The sequence below is a fragment of the Telluria sp. ZB4P36 genome (genome assembly GCF_059685865.1).
The window spans coordinates 73,410-87,523 of sequence record NZ_JCASIE010000020.1 but is presented as its reverse complement, the minus strand read 5'-3'; the positions used below and the strand labels follow the sequence as shown (position 1 = coordinate 87,523).

11 protein-coding genes, 1 rRNA gene and 1 pseudogene are annotated in these 14,114 nt (G+C 64.3%); 9 read left to right on the top strand and 4 right to left on the bottom strand.

Going from position 1 to position 14,114, the window contains the following annotated elements; all coding sequences use genetic code 11:
• From AC56LK_RS21185 to AC56LK_RS21170, 4 genes and pseudogenes are all read right to left on the bottom strand, one after another.
• Positions 1–102 (bottom strand): 16S ribosomal RNA (locus tag AC56LK_RS21185); the annotation flags it as partial.
• Between the two features lie 334 nt (positions 103–436).
• Positions 437–1,843, bottom strand: a pseudogene (locus AC56LK_RS21180) (ISL3 family transposase).
• The gene (locus AC56LK_RS21175; RefSeq protein WP_497186450.1) at positions 1,840–2,304 is read right to left on the bottom strand and encodes an XF1762 family protein; all 465 of its coding nucleotides are present in this window, start codon (positions 2,302–2,304) and stop codon (positions 1,840–1,842) included. The pseudogene AC56LK_RS21180 and the gene AC56LK_RS21175 overlap by 4 nt, the downstream one beginning before the upstream one ends.
• 531 nt (positions 2,305–2,835) lie before the next feature.
• On the bottom strand, positions 2,836–5,268 hold the full coding sequence (locus AC56LK_RS21170) for a penicillin acylase family protein (protein WP_497186449.1): 2,433 nt from the start codon (positions 5,266–5,268) through the stop codon (positions 2,836–2,838).
• A 250-nt stretch (positions 5,269–5,518) separates the two neighbouring features.
• Here AC56LK_RS21170 and AC56LK_RS21165 point away from each other — a divergent pair, with 250 nt between their 5' ends.
• From AC56LK_RS21165 to AC56LK_RS21125, 9 genes are all read left to right on the top strand, one after another.
• Entirely contained in the window at positions 5,519–6,694 is a 1,176-nt protein-coding gene (locus AC56LK_RS21165; protein WP_497186448.1) for an OmpA family protein, read from the top strand.
• Positions 6,695–6,764: 70 nt separating this feature from the next.
• Positions 6,765–8,249 carry a B12-binding domain-containing radical SAM protein gene (locus AC56LK_RS21160; RefSeq protein ID WP_497186447.1) on the top strand — a complete coding sequence of 495 codons (1,485 nt, stop codon included), beginning with the start codon at positions 6,765–6,767 and terminating at the stop codon, positions 8,247–8,249.
• Between the two features lie 48 nt (positions 8,250–8,297).
• On the top strand, positions 8,298–9,443 hold the full coding sequence (locus AC56LK_RS21155; protein WP_497186446.1) for an MlaE family ABC transporter permease: 1,146 nt from the start codon (positions 8,298–8,300) through the stop codon (positions 9,441–9,443).
• Positions 9,443–10,312, top strand: a complete 870-nt coding sequence (locus tag AC56LK_RS21150; RefSeq protein WP_497186445.1) for an ABC transporter ATP-binding protein — start codon at positions 9,443–9,445, stop codon at positions 10,310–10,312. The genes AC56LK_RS21155 and AC56LK_RS21150 overlap by 1 nt, the downstream gene beginning before the upstream one ends.
• Before the next feature lie 2 nt (positions 10,313–10,314).
• Positions 10,315–11,262, top strand: a complete 948-nt coding sequence (locus AC56LK_RS21145; RefSeq protein WP_497186444.1) for an MlaD family protein — start codon at positions 10,315–10,317, stop codon at positions 11,260–11,262.
• Between the two features lie 8 nt (positions 11,263–11,270).
• Positions 11,271–11,903: an ABC-type transport auxiliary lipoprotein family protein gene (locus AC56LK_RS21140; protein ID WP_497186443.1), complete on the top strand. Its 633-nt coding sequence runs from the start codon at positions 11,271–11,273 to the stop codon at positions 11,901–11,903.
• Entirely contained in the window at positions 11,900–13,081 is a 1,182-nt protein-coding gene (locus tag AC56LK_RS21135) for a VanZ family protein (protein ID WP_497186442.1), read from the top strand. The genes AC56LK_RS21140 and AC56LK_RS21135 overlap by 4 nt, the downstream gene beginning before the upstream one ends.
• A gap of 47 nt (positions 13,082–13,128) precedes the next feature.
• Entirely contained in the window at positions 13,129–13,455 is a 327-nt protein-coding gene (locus AC56LK_RS21130; RefSeq protein WP_497186441.1) for a (2Fe-2S) ferredoxin domain-containing protein, read from the top strand.
• A gap of 17 nt (positions 13,456–13,472) precedes the next feature.
• Positions 13,473–14,102 carry an alpha/beta hydrolase gene (locus tag AC56LK_RS21125; RefSeq protein WP_497186440.1) on the top strand — a complete coding sequence of 210 codons (630 nt, stop codon included), beginning with the start codon at positions 13,473–13,475 and terminating at the stop codon, positions 14,100–14,102.
• Positions 14,103–14,114 lie beyond the last annotated feature (12 nt).

Below are 14,114 nucleotides of genomic sequence, written 5' to 3'. Positions count from 1 at the left end.
GTTCGCCACTCGCCGCCAGGTTGCCCCGCGCTGCCGTTCGACTTGCATGTGTAAAGCATGCCGCCAGCGTTCAATCTGAGCCAGGATCAAACTCTTCAGTTCAATCTCTGTTTGTTGACACTTTCGTGTCACCGCTATTGCTAGCGGGTCGCTCACTCAAGATACTGACCGTCGCTCATTGCTGAGCAACGTTAATACTTTTGTGAACATTTGATAATTTAAGTAATCAGCGACCGAAGCCACTGGCACCTTCATCAAACGCCCACACTTATCGACTGTTAATTGTTAAAGAACCGTTGTTCTGTCTCTTGCTATCGCTGCGAAGCGTTGTGTTCGTCAGCAGCAGAGGAATGAGATTATGCGCGATCTGATGAGTGTCGTCAACACCCATTTTTTGAATTGTGCGTCGGATTCGCCAAAAAAATGGCTCTCCGGATTAATCTGTTGGAAGAGAGAAACAGTGCGTAGTCTCTTCCATGTGGAAAAGGGTCTCGCACTCGATACAAGTAAGAACAGCGCCCTCCGTGCTCGGGACGTTGTCCGTGAAGGCGCGAGCGGCAGCCAGGACGGCCTCGTCAGCATCCATCTCCGCAGCCAGAAAGAGCCCGTGGCAGTTGGCACAACGGTACAGGACGTCCTTCACCGCGGCACGCTGGGCGCGCAGCTGGCGAGCTGACGGCTTCCTGTCGCTGAACAGGACCTTGGCCCTGATAACCTCGTACGAGTAGCCGCGCCCCATCCGGCTTATCACCTTCGCAACCCCGTTCACGGCTTCGGTGTAGGCATTGGTGATGGGGTAGTCGAAGTAGTTCAGAATCTCCTTGCGCCAGTTTTTCATCGGCCTGGTCAAGTGGTGGAAGTCTGACTTCAGGCTGGCTGGCACCGCGACCGCAAAGCTGTCGTAATCCTGGATAGCCTCGTCCTTGGGCTTGTCGTAGATGTTGAAGAGTCGCTCCTTGAGCCAGTACGCTTGGGCCATCTCCGGTTCGTTGTCGAGCCACATGTCCAGATTGAAGCGCTGCTTGTCGTTCAGGTCGCGATACCGCATCCGGATGAGGGACTTGCTACGCTTCCATGCCAGGTTGACCTTCTGGCCCTGCGCCTTGCCGAGCCGCTTCCTGACTGTCTCTGCGGCCTCATTAGCCTTCTTGACGAGGTGGAACTTGTCGACCACCACGGGTAGGTGCGGGAACAGTTCACCGACGACGTCGCGGTACGGCGGCCACATGTCGATAGTAAGGCCCATCACATGGCTGCGGTCCTTGAACTGCCCGAACCACTTCCGTAGTAGTGGCTTATCGCGGTCGGCGAGCATGTCGATGGGCTTATGGGTGCCGACGTCAGTAATGACGCCTCGCATAATCTTGTTCAGGTGCGTCTCGTCCAGCCCAATCCATACGGGCAGGTAAGGCTTGTAGTCGTCGTGCTTGACATCGATGTACTCGTTGGCCACGTTGCGGACCGTCTTCTCATCGCAGCCAAGGTGCTCGGAGACCCGCTGGAAGGTATCGCGCATTGACTGCTGCTGTATGTATGCCAAGGCGCGCTCGGTCATTCGTCGAGCGGCGTCAATGCCGGCCAGAGGCTGCAGGAAGGTGGCGCCGCAGTATGGGTCCCGGCACCTGTAGCGCCGGACCTTGACCAGCAACCGGGCCGGGCGGCCCCACATGGGGCAATCAAGGTACGTGGTTTCCGTGGTGCCGTGCTTGTACAGGTTGCCGACAACCCCGCACTTCAAGCAGAAGTCGGGGTCGATGGTGTACTCCACATGAAGTTCGGTGCCGAGGTCGTCCTGTCGCTTGTCGATGTATCGCCAGTTCGGCAGGTCGAGGATGTCGGTCATTCAGCTTCCCAAAGCAGTTTCGTCCCCCGCAAGTCCTTGTCAGTGTCGATGCGCGGGCGACTTGGGACGTTCCAATTCCCGCCGCCGCATTCTCCCACAAGTTTCCATCCGGCACCACGGAGACTAGCCCCGCCCTCCGTTGGTATGGTGTATGTGATTAGACGACGGAAGCCCATGGCGCGCACTGCTCGCCAAGCTGCTCCATAAAGGAGCGAGCAGGCGTTGCGGGCCCCATCGGTGCAACACCGGTTAACCTCGAGCGTCCACCCGTTGTCGAGGATGCGCGATACAGGGCGGCCTACTATCGCAACGCCTCTAACCGTCTCTCCCTCGGCAACGGCAATGCTGAACTTGTGCCCAACAACTGGCCTGTGGTGGCGATGGAGTCTGGCCACGAAGGCATTGGCTTCAGCAAGCGACGTAGGAACAACGGTTAAAGGGGTCCGATTGTGCTGACTCATGCCCAAGTTGACCTATTGGAGTGCTGAGTTACTGTTGCTCCGGGCACCGCCACTTTGTCGCGCATTTGCCTCGGCTTCTTCCAGTGCTGTCTGCAGGTCAGCTATATGGTCCAGCATAGCGCGCTCGGTCGAGCTCCCCTCGAGACGGCGCTCCTGCCAGGACTTTACTTTAGTGGTCGGCCTGTAGCTACTGCATCGATTACCGTCAGCGTCCACGTAGTTCGAAATGCCCAGCGGGATAGGCGTGCACCGATTCCCATTGGCAGCGGCTGGCGCGGAGGCCAGCATAGCCTCACGGCACGCGTTCCAGCCATTGTTGTAGACGACGCGACGGTAGAACGACTCTTCCGGCTCATCAGGAAGGCGAACTGCTTCTGCGCGCAGTGCTGGTAATTGGTTCATAGAGACTCCTTTTCCACAAATTAATCCGGAACTAGAGTTTACGACAAACCATGGCTTTCCACAAACTAATCCGGATAGCCAAAAAAATACGGCGCCTGCGGCGCCGTATTGATGCAGCCTTCCCGCCGCCTACTCCCGCAGCGTCATGCTCGTATAGTGCGGGTCAGCCTTGATGCGGTCCGGCGTGAACGGCAGCACCGGCCATCCCTTGCGCGAGTACACCTGGGTCTGGTCGGCATACCAGGGCGAGGTGGGATCGGTCGACTGGCCGTAGGTCAGCATCGCCTGGGCCACCGGACCCCGCTCATCGAAGCCGACGGTCTGGATATAGCTCTGGCCCCAGTACACGCCCTGGTAGCCGGCCGGGGTCAGCGGCGTGGCCATCGTCAGTGAACTATAAGTACCTTCCTCGTCGCCATTCCCGCCATGCAGAGGAATGCGCACGCCCTTGCGCGGCTCTACCTGGTAGTCGCCGAGCCGGCCGTCGAGCGGCACGCCGAGTGACTCCAGCTTCCCGGCCGCAGTACGCAAGGCCACCAGCATGGCCGGCATCGCCGCCGGCGCCACGCCATGCGGGGTATGGACCGGATTGGCCGGATCGAAGGGCGTGGTCCACTTGTTCGGGATCCGGGAGGCGATGCTCCAGAATTCGCGGAACAGGACTGCGCCACGGCTGCCGACGTCGGCGCGGCGGTCCCAGGCATGCAGGGTGTTGCAGGCACGGTGAGACAGCTCATTGCTCAAGGCGGCGCAGGCGGTCAACAACTCGGGCAGCACCAGTTCGGCCGCATGGACGCGGTTCGAGAACGCCAGCACCTGCATGTCGCCCAGGCCCAGCTTGCGCTTTTGCGCCAGCATCTCCTCGAGCTGGCGGAAGCCGAGACGGGTACGCAGGCTCTGTTCGATACCGGCGCTGCCATACAGCGGCGAGTAGCCGAACGGCGCGGGGCCGGTCAAGAGTTGCTTCGGATTGGTCAGCCAATAGCTGTCGTTGGAATTGCCGACATAATCGGTGCGCATCATCCAGGGCGCGTTCTTCGGCGAGTAGATGCCGCTTGGCGCACCCGCATCCTGGCCCCAGGCGCAGCTGCTGCGCGAACCGTCGAACATCAGGGCGGCTTCCAGCAGCAGGCAGCCGTTGATGAACTTGTCCGTATTCATATGCGGCACCACGCTGGCATCCGCATACAAGGTATTGCCGTCGCGGTCGGCCGCAATCGTGTTCACCCAGGGCAGGCCCACCACCTTGTCGAGCGAGTCCTTCAGTTCGCGCACGTTACCGGCCCTGCCGATGCCCAGCCATTGTTCCAGCATGCGGGTGTTGTTGCGGTTCGGGTCGGCCAGGACGAAGGCGGCGGCTGAACTCCAGGTCATGCCGGCTTCGGGACGGACGATGACGGCGCCCTGGTGGCTGAAATAGAAGGCCTTGCTGCGCCGGCTTACCGAACCGTCCGGCTGCAAGGCGTCGACGGTGACCGTCCTGGACGTCATCTTGCGCCGCTCGCCATCGAACAGGTAGGTGGTGCCGGTCGGGTCGCCGGCGTCCAGCGCCAGGCGGAAGGTCGTGAAGTGGTAGGCGGTGGTCACGGTGTGGCTCCAGGCCACGTCGCGGTTGAAGCCGATGACGACCGCCGGCACGCCGCCGATGATCACCCCCATCGCGTCGTAACGACCGGGGACCGTCAGGTGCGCCTGGTAGAAGCGGTCGGTGGTGGTCCATGGGAAGTGCGGGTTGCCGAACAGGAGGCCGCGGCCGTTGCTGGACGCATCCTTGCCGACCGCAAGCGCATTGCTGCCGATGCCCTGGCGCTTGAGCTGCTCGAGCTGGGCCACCAGGCTGCGGGTATCGAGCCTGCGCGGCGATGCCTTGGCCAGGCTCACGGTCGCGCCGGGCACGCGGCCCGCGGCGACGAAATCGGCGGCGAAGACCTGGCCGGAAGCATGCAGCGCCTTTTCGGCGACCACCAGGGCCATGTCGTCGAAGCTCATGGGCTTGACCCACTTGGCGCCGGCGCAGGCGGCGGGCAGCTTGCCGGCATAGTCTTTCAGGTAACGGTTATAGCCATCGACGAAACCTTCGAGCAGCTGGCGCGGCTCCGCCGGGCCGGCGGCATAGTCGGCGCGCAGGCGGTCGAGGTCGAGATAGCCCTTGAAGAAGAAATCGCTGTCTTCGTTCTTCAGGTCCATGAAGCCGCTGCCGCCGCCGTATTCGTCGCCGCTGCGCTGGCGCGGACGCGCCTCGGCGCCGAAGTACAGCGAGCGCTCGCCGCGCACGGTCAGCAGCGAATCGGCAAACATGCAGACATTGTCCTGGGCATAGGCATAGGCCAGCCCGTAGCCGAGGCTGCGGAAATCCGTGGCCCGCACATGCGGCACCCCATGGGTGGTGCGGGCGACATCGACCTTGATACGGGCAACCGCCTCTTTATTGGCGGCGGCCTTCGACATCGTCGCCGACAGCCCGGCCTCCTGGCCGCGGCCGCAGGCGCCCAGCGCCAGGGCGATCGTCGTTGTGATCAGAAGCCTGAGGGGAAGCTGGAATGCGCTGGTCCGGGCTTGCATGAGAACCTTTCTGCGGCGATGGCAAGAGTTAACAGTTGTATAACGCGTCACTTTAACCCTGAGCATCGCGCGCACGATATGCGCAAGGCATGAATTGATGAGCATAGGAGAGAGGACGCTATTGTTGTTAATTTGCGAATATTTCTCTTATGCGCGATAACGAACAGAACGGAAGATTCCGAAAGGTAATACTTCGCTCAGCAATTCACCCAAGTCTTTAACCCTGTCATCGCATATCGAACCTAAAAAAATGAAAACTTCCAGCAAACTTGCCGCACTGATCGCCCTGGCCTGCGCAACCATGATGAGCGCCCACGCAGCGCCGCAAGACACCGTCGCCCAGCAGCCAACCGCCACCGGCAGCAGCTTCGTGAACCCCGACTGGGCCAACAGCGCCTGGTACATGGGCGCGGGCATCGGCCGTACGCGCGCCAAGATCTATGACAACGACCTCGCACGCCGCATGTCCCAGGCCGGCCTGCCCCTGACTTCCTATACCGCGGACAACCGCGACAAGGGCTACAAGTTCTTCGTCGGCAAACAGTTCAACCGCTACTTCGCAGTCGAAGGCGGCTACTTCAACCTGGGCGAATTCACCTTCGAAGCCGGCACCACCGCCAACCGCGTGCTGCGCGGCGAACGCGAGTTCCGCGGCTGGAACCTGGACCTGGTCGGCCAACTGCCGCTGACCGAGCGCTTCTCGCTGCTGGGCCGCGCCGGCTGGCAGTATGCGAAGTCGCACAACCATTACACCGGCAATGTGCTGAATGCCGTCATCACGCCGAATCCGGAAGGCGGGCGCCGCGCTGCGAAATTCGGCGTGGGCGCCGAGTACAAGTTCACCGAAGCGCTGGCACTGCGCGCCGAAGTCGAACGCTTCCGCGTGAAAGATGCCGTGCAGAACCGTGGCGACGTCGACATGGCGTCCCTGAGCCTGGTCTACAAGTTCGGCCGCCCGGCCAAGGCCGCCTACGTCGCCCCGGCACCGGTCGAAGTGGCGCCGGTACCTGCACCGGCACCGGTCGCCGCTCCGGTCCAGCCGGCGCCGGAACCGGTTCCGACCTCGGAAAAGGTCTCGATCGCAGCGGAAGCCCTGTTCGACTTCGACAAGGCGATCGTCAAGCCGGAAGGCAAGGCGGCACTCGATGAGTTCATGTCGAAACTGGAAGGCCTGAACACCGAAGTCATGATCGCCGTCGGCCACACCGACTCGGTCGGCACCAATGCCTACAACGACAAGCTGTCACTGCGCCGCGCCGAAGCCGTCAAGGCCTACATGGTGTCGAAAGGCCTGGATCCGGCCCGTCTGTACACCGAAGGCAAGGGCGAGACCCAGCCGGTCGCCGACAACGCCACCGCCGAAGGCCGCGCCAAGAACCGCCGCGTGACCATCGAAGTGGTCGGTACCCGTACCGTCAAGAAATAAGCTGAAGTATCGCCAGGGAAGCACTCGCTTCCCTGCATTCGGCGCCCGCGCATTCGGTACAATGCGCGGGATGACCATCCTGCTTTCCACGCTCAACGCGCGCTACACCCACGCTTCCCTGGGACTCCGTTATCTGCTGGCCAACATGGGCCCGCTGCAGGCGCAGACGCGCATCCACGAATTCGTCATCGGCGCCAAGACCAGCGACCTGGTCGAGCGCATCCTGGCGCACGCACCGCGCATCGTCGGCCTGGGCGTCTATATCTGGAACGTCGAGGAGACCACCCGGCTGGTGGCCATGCTCAAGCGCGTGGCGCCGCAGGTGACCGTGGTCCTGGGCGGCCCCGAGGTCTCGCACGAGACCGGCGAGCAGGAAATCGTGCGGCTGGCCGATTACGTGGTGACCGGCTGGGGCGACGTGACGTTTCCCAAGCTGTGCGGCGAGATCCTGAACGGCCCCAAGCCGCTGATGAAGGTGCACGCCGGCGTGCAGCCGCCGATGGCGGAGATCGCCCTGCCCTACGCTTTATATAGTGACGAGGACATCGCCCACCGCACCCTGTACGTGGAAGCCTCGCGCGGCTGCCCCTTCAAGTGCGAGTTCTGCCTGTCTTCGCTGGACAAGACCGCCTGGCCCTTCCCGCTCGATGCCTTCCTGGCCGAGATGGAGTCGCTGTATGCACGCGGCGCGCGCCTGTTCAAATTCGTCGACCGCACCTTCAACCTGAACGTCAAGACCAGCCTGCGCATCATGCAGTTCTTCCTCGACAAACTGGAAGCGAACCCGGACGACCCGGTCTACGCCCACTTCGAGCTGGTTCCCGACCACCTGCCGGATGCCCTCAAGGACAGCATCGCCAAGTTCCCGCCCGGCGCCCTGCAGTTCGAGATCGGCATCCAGAGCTTCAACCCCGAGGTGCAGGCCCTGGTGAGCCGGCGCCAGGACAATGCCAAGGCCGCCGACAACATCCGCTGGCTGACCGAACACTCGAGCACCCACCTGCACGTCGACCTGATCGCCGGCCTGCCGGGCGAGGACGTGGCCAGCTTCGCGCGCGGCTTCGACCAGCTGGTCGGGCTGGGCGCCCAGGAAATCCAGTTCGGCATCCTCAAGCGCCTGCGCGGCACCCCGATCATCCGCCACACCGAGCCCTTCGGCATGGTCTACGATCCCTACCCGCCCTATACCGTGCTGGCGACCAGCCTCATCGACTTCCCGGCCATGCAGCGCCTGGTGCGTTTCGCCCGCTACTGGGACCTGGTCGCCAATTCGGGCCGCTTCGCCAATACCACGCGCGTATTGCTGGCGGACGCCCCCTTCGACAACTTCATGGCTTTTTCAAGCTGGATCTACACCAGGACCGATGCCACCCACCGCATCGCGCTCGAGAAGCTGGCGAAGCTGGTGCAGGAATGGCTGCAGCTGCGCGGCATGGCGCGCGAGGAAGCGGCGGCGCTGCTGGCCAGCGACTATGCAGGCAAGGTCGACACCGCCACGGCGCACACGCCGGTGGCTGCCGCGCCGCAGCGCCAGGTGCGCCATCTTGCTGCCTGACACGGTAACCGTGTAGCAGCGATAACGATTCTCTTTTACACTGGCGCAATGCAGATTGAAAACGCGCCAATATTAAGCATCCAGCATCCAGACAAGGCTTCGGGCGGCGGCGCGACCCAATCTGTCGTGGCCAGCGGCGTCTGGCAGGTGCATACGCTGGGCCGGCGCGGCGTGCTCAAGGCGATCACCCGCACCCTGGCCGCACTCAAGCACAAGCACACCCTCGAATGGGACCTGTCGAACATCGAGCGCCTCGACCACGTCGGCGCCCAGATGTTCTGGAACGCCTGGGGCAAGCAGCGCCCCGAGCGCCTCACGCTCGACCCGCAGCACGAAGAACTGTTCGGCCGCATCGAGAAGGCCAGCGCCATCAAGCTGCCGCGCCACCGCGTCAGCCCGCTGAACTGGCTGATCGTCCTGGGCGGCGGCGTCCTGTCCTTTTTTGAACACCTGCGCGGCTTCGTCGGCCTGATCGGCCAGCTAGTGCTGGACTTCGGGCGCTTCCTCCGCCGTCCGCAGGCCGGGCCCTGGCGCGAAATCTCGGCCAACATCTACCATTCCGGCTTCCAGGCGCTCGGCATCACGGCCATGGTCGGCTTCCTGATCGGGGTGGTGCTGTCCTTCCTGTCGTCCCAGCAGCTGCGCATGTTCGGCGGCGACATCTACATCGTCAATATCCTGGGCATGTCCGTGATCCGCGAACTCGGCCCGCTGCTGGCGGCGATCCTGGTGGCCGGCCGCTCCGGTTCGTCCATCACCGCGCAGCTGGGCGTGATGCGGGTGACCGAAGAACTCGACGCCATGCTGGTGATGGGCATCTCGCACGGCCAGCGCCTGATCATGCCCAAGGTGATCGCCCTGGCGATCTCGATGCCGCTGCTGGTGGTCTGGACCGATGCGATGGCCCTGATCGGCGGCATGGTCTCGGCCAAGATCGAGCTGGGCCTGGCGTTCCGCTACTTCATCCAGAAGCTGCCGGATGCGGTGCCGGTGGTGAACTACACGATCGGCCTGCTCAAGGGCTGCGTGTTCGGCATGCTGATCGCGCTGGTTTCCTGCCACTTCGGCCTGCGCATCCAGCCGAACACCGAAAGCCTGGGCCGCGGCACCACCACCGCGGTGGTCACCGCGATCACCGTGGTCATCCTGGCGGACGCGGTGTTCGCCATCATCTTCAACGACGTGGGGTTCTGATGGCCGATTCTACTACCCCCTCGAACAAGCCGCGCCTGCCGCAACGCCTGAACAAGCGCCCCGAGGAAGACGTCGGGCCGCCGGTGGTCGAGATCCGCAACCTGTGGACGCGTTTCGGCCGCACCGTGGTGCACCAGGACCTGAACCTCGACATCTACGCCGGCGAGATCCTCACCATCGTCGGCGGCTCCGGCACCGGCAAGACCGTCCTGCTGCGCCAGATGCTGGGCCTGGAGCATCCCTCGCAAGGCTGCGTCAAGGTGTTCGGCGAGGACATCACCCAGGCCGACCCGGAACAGCTGCAGCACATGCGCAACCATTGGGGCATGCTGTTCCAGCAGGGCGCGCTGTACTCGGCCCTGAGCGTGTTCGACAACATCGCCTTCCCCATGCGCGAGCTGCGCGCGCTGCCCGAGGACGTGATCCGCGACGCCGTGCTGCTCAAGATGGACATGGTCGGCCTCGGCCCCGAGCACGCCAACAAAATGCCGTCCGACCTGTCGGGCGGGATGGTCAAGCGCGCTGCGCTGGCGCGCGCCCTGGCGCTCGAACCCCAACTATTGTTCCTGGACGAACCGACCGCGGGGCTCGACCCCGACCTCTCGGATGCCTTCGTGGCGCTGATCCAGACCCTGCACAGTGAGCTGAAGCTCACCGTGGTGATGGTCACCCACGACCTCGACACGCTGTTCGCGCTGTCCTCGCGCATCGCCGTGCTGGCGGAAAAGCACGTGCTGGCGGTCGGGCCGGCCTGCGACGTGCTGCGGGTCGAGCATCCCTTCATCAAACACTTTTTCCTGGGCCCGCGCGGCCAGCGGGCGCTGGAAGTGCTCGAAGAGCGCCAGGCCCAGAACGATTCGGAGGACTGAGTATGGAAAACAGGTCGTATGCCCTGATGACGGGCGTCTTCACGATCGCCCTGGTGGTTGCGGCGGTGCTGGCCGGGATGTGGTTCAACCGCGACCGCACCGAGCTGCTGCCCTACGAGATCGTCACCACGCAGTCGATCCCGGGCCTCAACCCGCAAGCGACCGTGCGCTACCGCGGCCTGGAAGTGGGCCGCGTGGACGAGATCGTGTTCGACCCGCGCGTCACCGGCCAGATCCTGATCCGCCTGTCGGTCGAGAAGGATTCGCCGATCACCACCACCACCTTCGCCTCGCTCGGCTACCAGGGCGTGACCGGCATCGCCTTCATCCAGCTCGACGACGACCGCACCGGCTCGCCGCGCCTGGCGGCCAGCGAGGAGCGGCCGGCGCGCATCCCGCTGCGCCCGGGCCTGCTCGACCAGCTGGAAAAGCGCGGCCTGGCCATCCTCGAAAAGACCGAGCAGATCTCCGAGAGCCTGGACAAGATGCTCGGCCCGGAAAACCAGAAGACCATCATCGGCGCTTTTGATAGCATCGGCAAGGCGGCCGACGCCTATGCCGCCATTCCGCAAAAGCTGGAACCGACCATCGAGCGCATGCCGGCGCTCACCGCGAAACTCGAACGCAGCCTGACGTCCTTCGACGCGGCGGCCGGCAACATCAGCGCCACCGCCAACAACTACAGCCAGCTCGCCACCCGCCTGCAGGCTCCGGACGGCCCGCTCGAGCGCCTGAACGGCGCGGTGGGCTCGCTGCAGTCGGCCACCAGCGAACTCGAACTCGAAACCCTGCCGCACGTCGTGCAAATGACCGACGAGGCGCGCGGCGCGCTGCGCGCCGTGAAGCGCACCGCCACCTCGCTGTCCGACCGTCCGCAGAGCATCCTGTTCGGCGCCCCGGGCGCCCAGCCGGGACCGGGCGAACCGGGCTTCGTGCCACCGACCAAATGAGGACCAACGTGACCGCTTATTTGCTTCGTTTTCCGACCCGCTCCCTGCTCGCCCTCGCGGCCTCCGCCGTCCTGCTGGCCGGCTGCGCCAGCAACAAGGCCCAGGAAAGCACGACCTACGACTTCGGTCCTGCTGCTCCGAACAGCCAGCAGGCGACCGCGCCTGCGGCCATCCCCGCGCTGGTCGTCATGGACGCCACCGGCCCGGCGGCCCTCGAGAACGAGCGCATGTACTACCGCCTGAACTACGCCGATGCGCTGCAGGCCCGCACCTATGCCAACAGCCGCTGGGCCAGCAATCCGCTGCAGATGCTCACCCAGCGCGTCAAGGCGCGCCTGGCGCAGTCGGGCATGAAGGTGCTGTCGGCCACCGACGCCTCCACCGGCGTGCCGCTGCTGCGCATCGAGGTGGACGACTTCGTCCACGGCTTCAGCGGCGTGAGCCAGAGCGACGGCCAGATCACCCTGCGCGCCTCGCTGTTCAGCGACCATCGCCTGCTCGACCAGCGCAGCTTCACCCGGATCACGCCGGCCCCGAGCGCCGATGCGCCGGGCGGGGCGCGCGCCCTGGCCACCAGCACCGACGCGGTGGCGGCCGACATCCTGGCCTGGCTGGCGACGGTCGACACCCGCAAGCGATGACCAAGGCCACCGTCGCTGTCGACCAGCGCGAACGCCCGCGCGAAGGACGCGGCTCGCCGATCGCACGGGCGGCGCTGCTGGCCTACCTGCTGCTCATCATCTACGCCAGCTGGTATCCGTTCACGGGCTGGCGCGACAGCGGCCTGCCGCTGTTCACCTTCCTCAACCTGGCCAAGCAGCGCTACTGGACCGGCTTCGACGTCGGCGTCAACGTGTTCGGCTACGTGCCGCTCGGCGTGCTGCTGGTGCTGTCGGTGTATCCGCGCCTGCGCGGCATCTGGGCGGTGCTGCTGGCGGCGCTCGGCGGCATCCTGGTCACGGTCACGATGGAAGCGGTGCAGAACTTCCTGCCCAGCCGCGTGCCCTCCAACCTCGACCTCATCACCAATGCCGGCGGCTGCCTGCTGGGCGCCCTGCTCGGGGCCTGGTGGGCGCCCGGCCTGCTCGACCGCAGCCGCCTGTTCCAGCTGCGGCGGCGCTGGTTCGCGCCCTATGCCAGCCAGGGCCTGGTGCTGGTGGCCCTGTGGCCGCTGGCGCAGATCTATCCGCAAAGCTATCTGTTCGGCCACGGCCAGGTGCTGCCCATCGTCTCCGGCTGGCTGTCGCGCTGGTTCGACAGCGAGATCGACCTGGTGAGCATGCTGCGTCCCGGCGCGCCGATGACGGTGGAGCAGTACTGGCTGTCCGAGACCATCATCACGGCCTGTGGCATGACCGGCGCCGTGCTCACCCTCATGTGCCTGGTGCGCCGCAGCGCCCCGCGCTTCCTGCTGATGGTGATCTTCCTGGCCGCGGCATTGCTGGTCAAGGCGCTGGCCAGCTCGCTGCTGTTCCGCCCGGATAACGCCTTCGTCTGGGTGACGCCGGGCGCGGAAGGCGGCTTCATCATCGGCATGATCATGCTGGCCGGCCTGGTGTTCGCGCCCCAGGTGGCGCAGCGCCGGCTGGCGGTGGTGACCCTGGTGTTCAGCCTCATCGTGGTCAATACGGTGCCGGTGAATCCCTATTTCGTGTCCACCCTGCAGGGCTGGGTACAGGGCAAGTTCCTGAACTTCAATGGGGCGGCCCAGTTCCTGTCGCTGATGTGGCCCTTCCTCGCGCTGTGGTTCCTGCTGCTGCCTTCGCACCAGCTGAACCGCCAGGAGCCGCGCCCCGTCCCGCCGGACCTGGCTCCCTAGGCATTTGCCGTATCATTGCGGCTGCAACCTTCTTTGACGAGACCGACATGAGCGACGAACCATCCTTCTACCAGCACCACGTCTTCTTCTGCATGAACGAGCGCGACGGCAAGGATGCGCGCCAGAGCTGCGGCAAGTGCGGCGCCGAGAAGGCCCAGAAGCACGCCAAGAAGCGCATCAAGGAACTCGGCCTGAGCGGCCAGGGCAAGGTGCGCATCAACCAGTCCGGCTGCCTCGACCGCTGCGAGGAAGGCCCGGTACTCGTGGTCTACCCGGAAGGCACCTGGTACACCTACGTGGACACCTCCGACATCGACGACATTATCGACACCCACCTGGTGGGCGGCAAGGTCGTGGAACGCCTGAAAATCTGATCAAGCCTTTATAAGTAATGAACAAGTATTCGCACAAGTTTACCCTCGACGGCCACGCCGGCAAGATGCAGTGCATCCTCGACCTGCCGGAAGGCGAACCGCGCGGCATCGCGCTGGTCGCGCACCCGCACCCGCTGTACGGCGGCACCATGGAGAACAAGGTGGCCCAGACCCTGGCGCGCACCTTCGTCACCCTCGGCTACGCCACCGCGCGCTTCAACTTCCGCGGCGTGGGCGAGTCGGAAGGCGTGCACGACGACGGCCGCGGCGAGGTGGACGACATGGACATCATGTACAGGCACATGACGCAGCAGTACCCGGGCTTGCCGGTGGCGCTGTCCGGGTTCTCCTTCGGCACCTTCGTGCAGGCCCAGTTCCAGCAGCGCCTGATGGCCGAGGGCCGTCCGGCCGAGCGCCTGGTGCTGGTCGGCACCGCGGCCGGCAAGTGGCCGATGCCGCCGGTCCCGCTTGATACCATCCTGATCCACGGCGAACTTGACGATACGATCACGCTGCAGGAAGTGTTCGACTGGGCGCGCCCGCTCGACATCCCGGTAACCGTGATCCCGGGCGCCGACCACTTCTTCCACCGCAAGCTCGGCCACATCAAAAATCTTGTCGTAGAAATGTGGCGGCGTGACATTTGACCCCGTCGCTGT

Coding starts and splice junctions, on each gene's coding strand:
- AC56LK_RS21175 (WP_497186450.1), bottom strand. CDS start 2,304: ATGAGTCAGCACAATCGGACCCCTTTAACCGTTGTTCCTACGTCGCTT.
- AC56LK_RS21170 (WP_497186449.1), bottom strand. CDS start 5,268: ATGCAAGCCCGGACCAGCGCATTCCAGCTTCCCCTCAGGCTTCTGATC.
- AC56LK_RS21165 (WP_497186448.1), top strand. CDS start 5,519: ATGAAAACTTCCAGCAAACTTGCCGCACTGATCGCCCTGGCCTGCGCA.
- AC56LK_RS21160 (WP_497186447.1), top strand. CDS start 6,765: ATGACCATCCTGCTTTCCACGCTCAACGCGCGCTACACCCACGCTTCC.
- AC56LK_RS21155 (WP_497186446.1), top strand. CDS start 8,298: ATGCAGATTGAAAACGCGCCAATATTAAGCATCCAGCATCCAGACAAG.
- AC56LK_RS21150 (WP_497186445.1), top strand. CDS start 9,443: ATGGCCGATTCTACTACCCCCTCGAACAAGCCGCGCCTGCCGCAACGC.
- AC56LK_RS21145 (WP_497186444.1), top strand. CDS start 10,315: ATGGAAAACAGGTCGTATGCCCTGATGACGGGCGTCTTCACGATCGCC.
- AC56LK_RS21135 (WP_497186442.1), top strand. CDS start 11,900: ATGACCAAGGCCACCGTCGCTGTCGACCAGCGCGAACGCCCGCGCGAA.
- AC56LK_RS21130 (WP_497186441.1), top strand. CDS start 13,129: ATGAGCGACGAACCATCCTTCTACCAGCACCACGTCTTCTTCTGCATG.
- AC56LK_RS21125 (WP_497186440.1), top strand. CDS start 13,473: ATGAACAAGTATTCGCACAAGTTTACCCTCGACGGCCACGCCGGCAAG.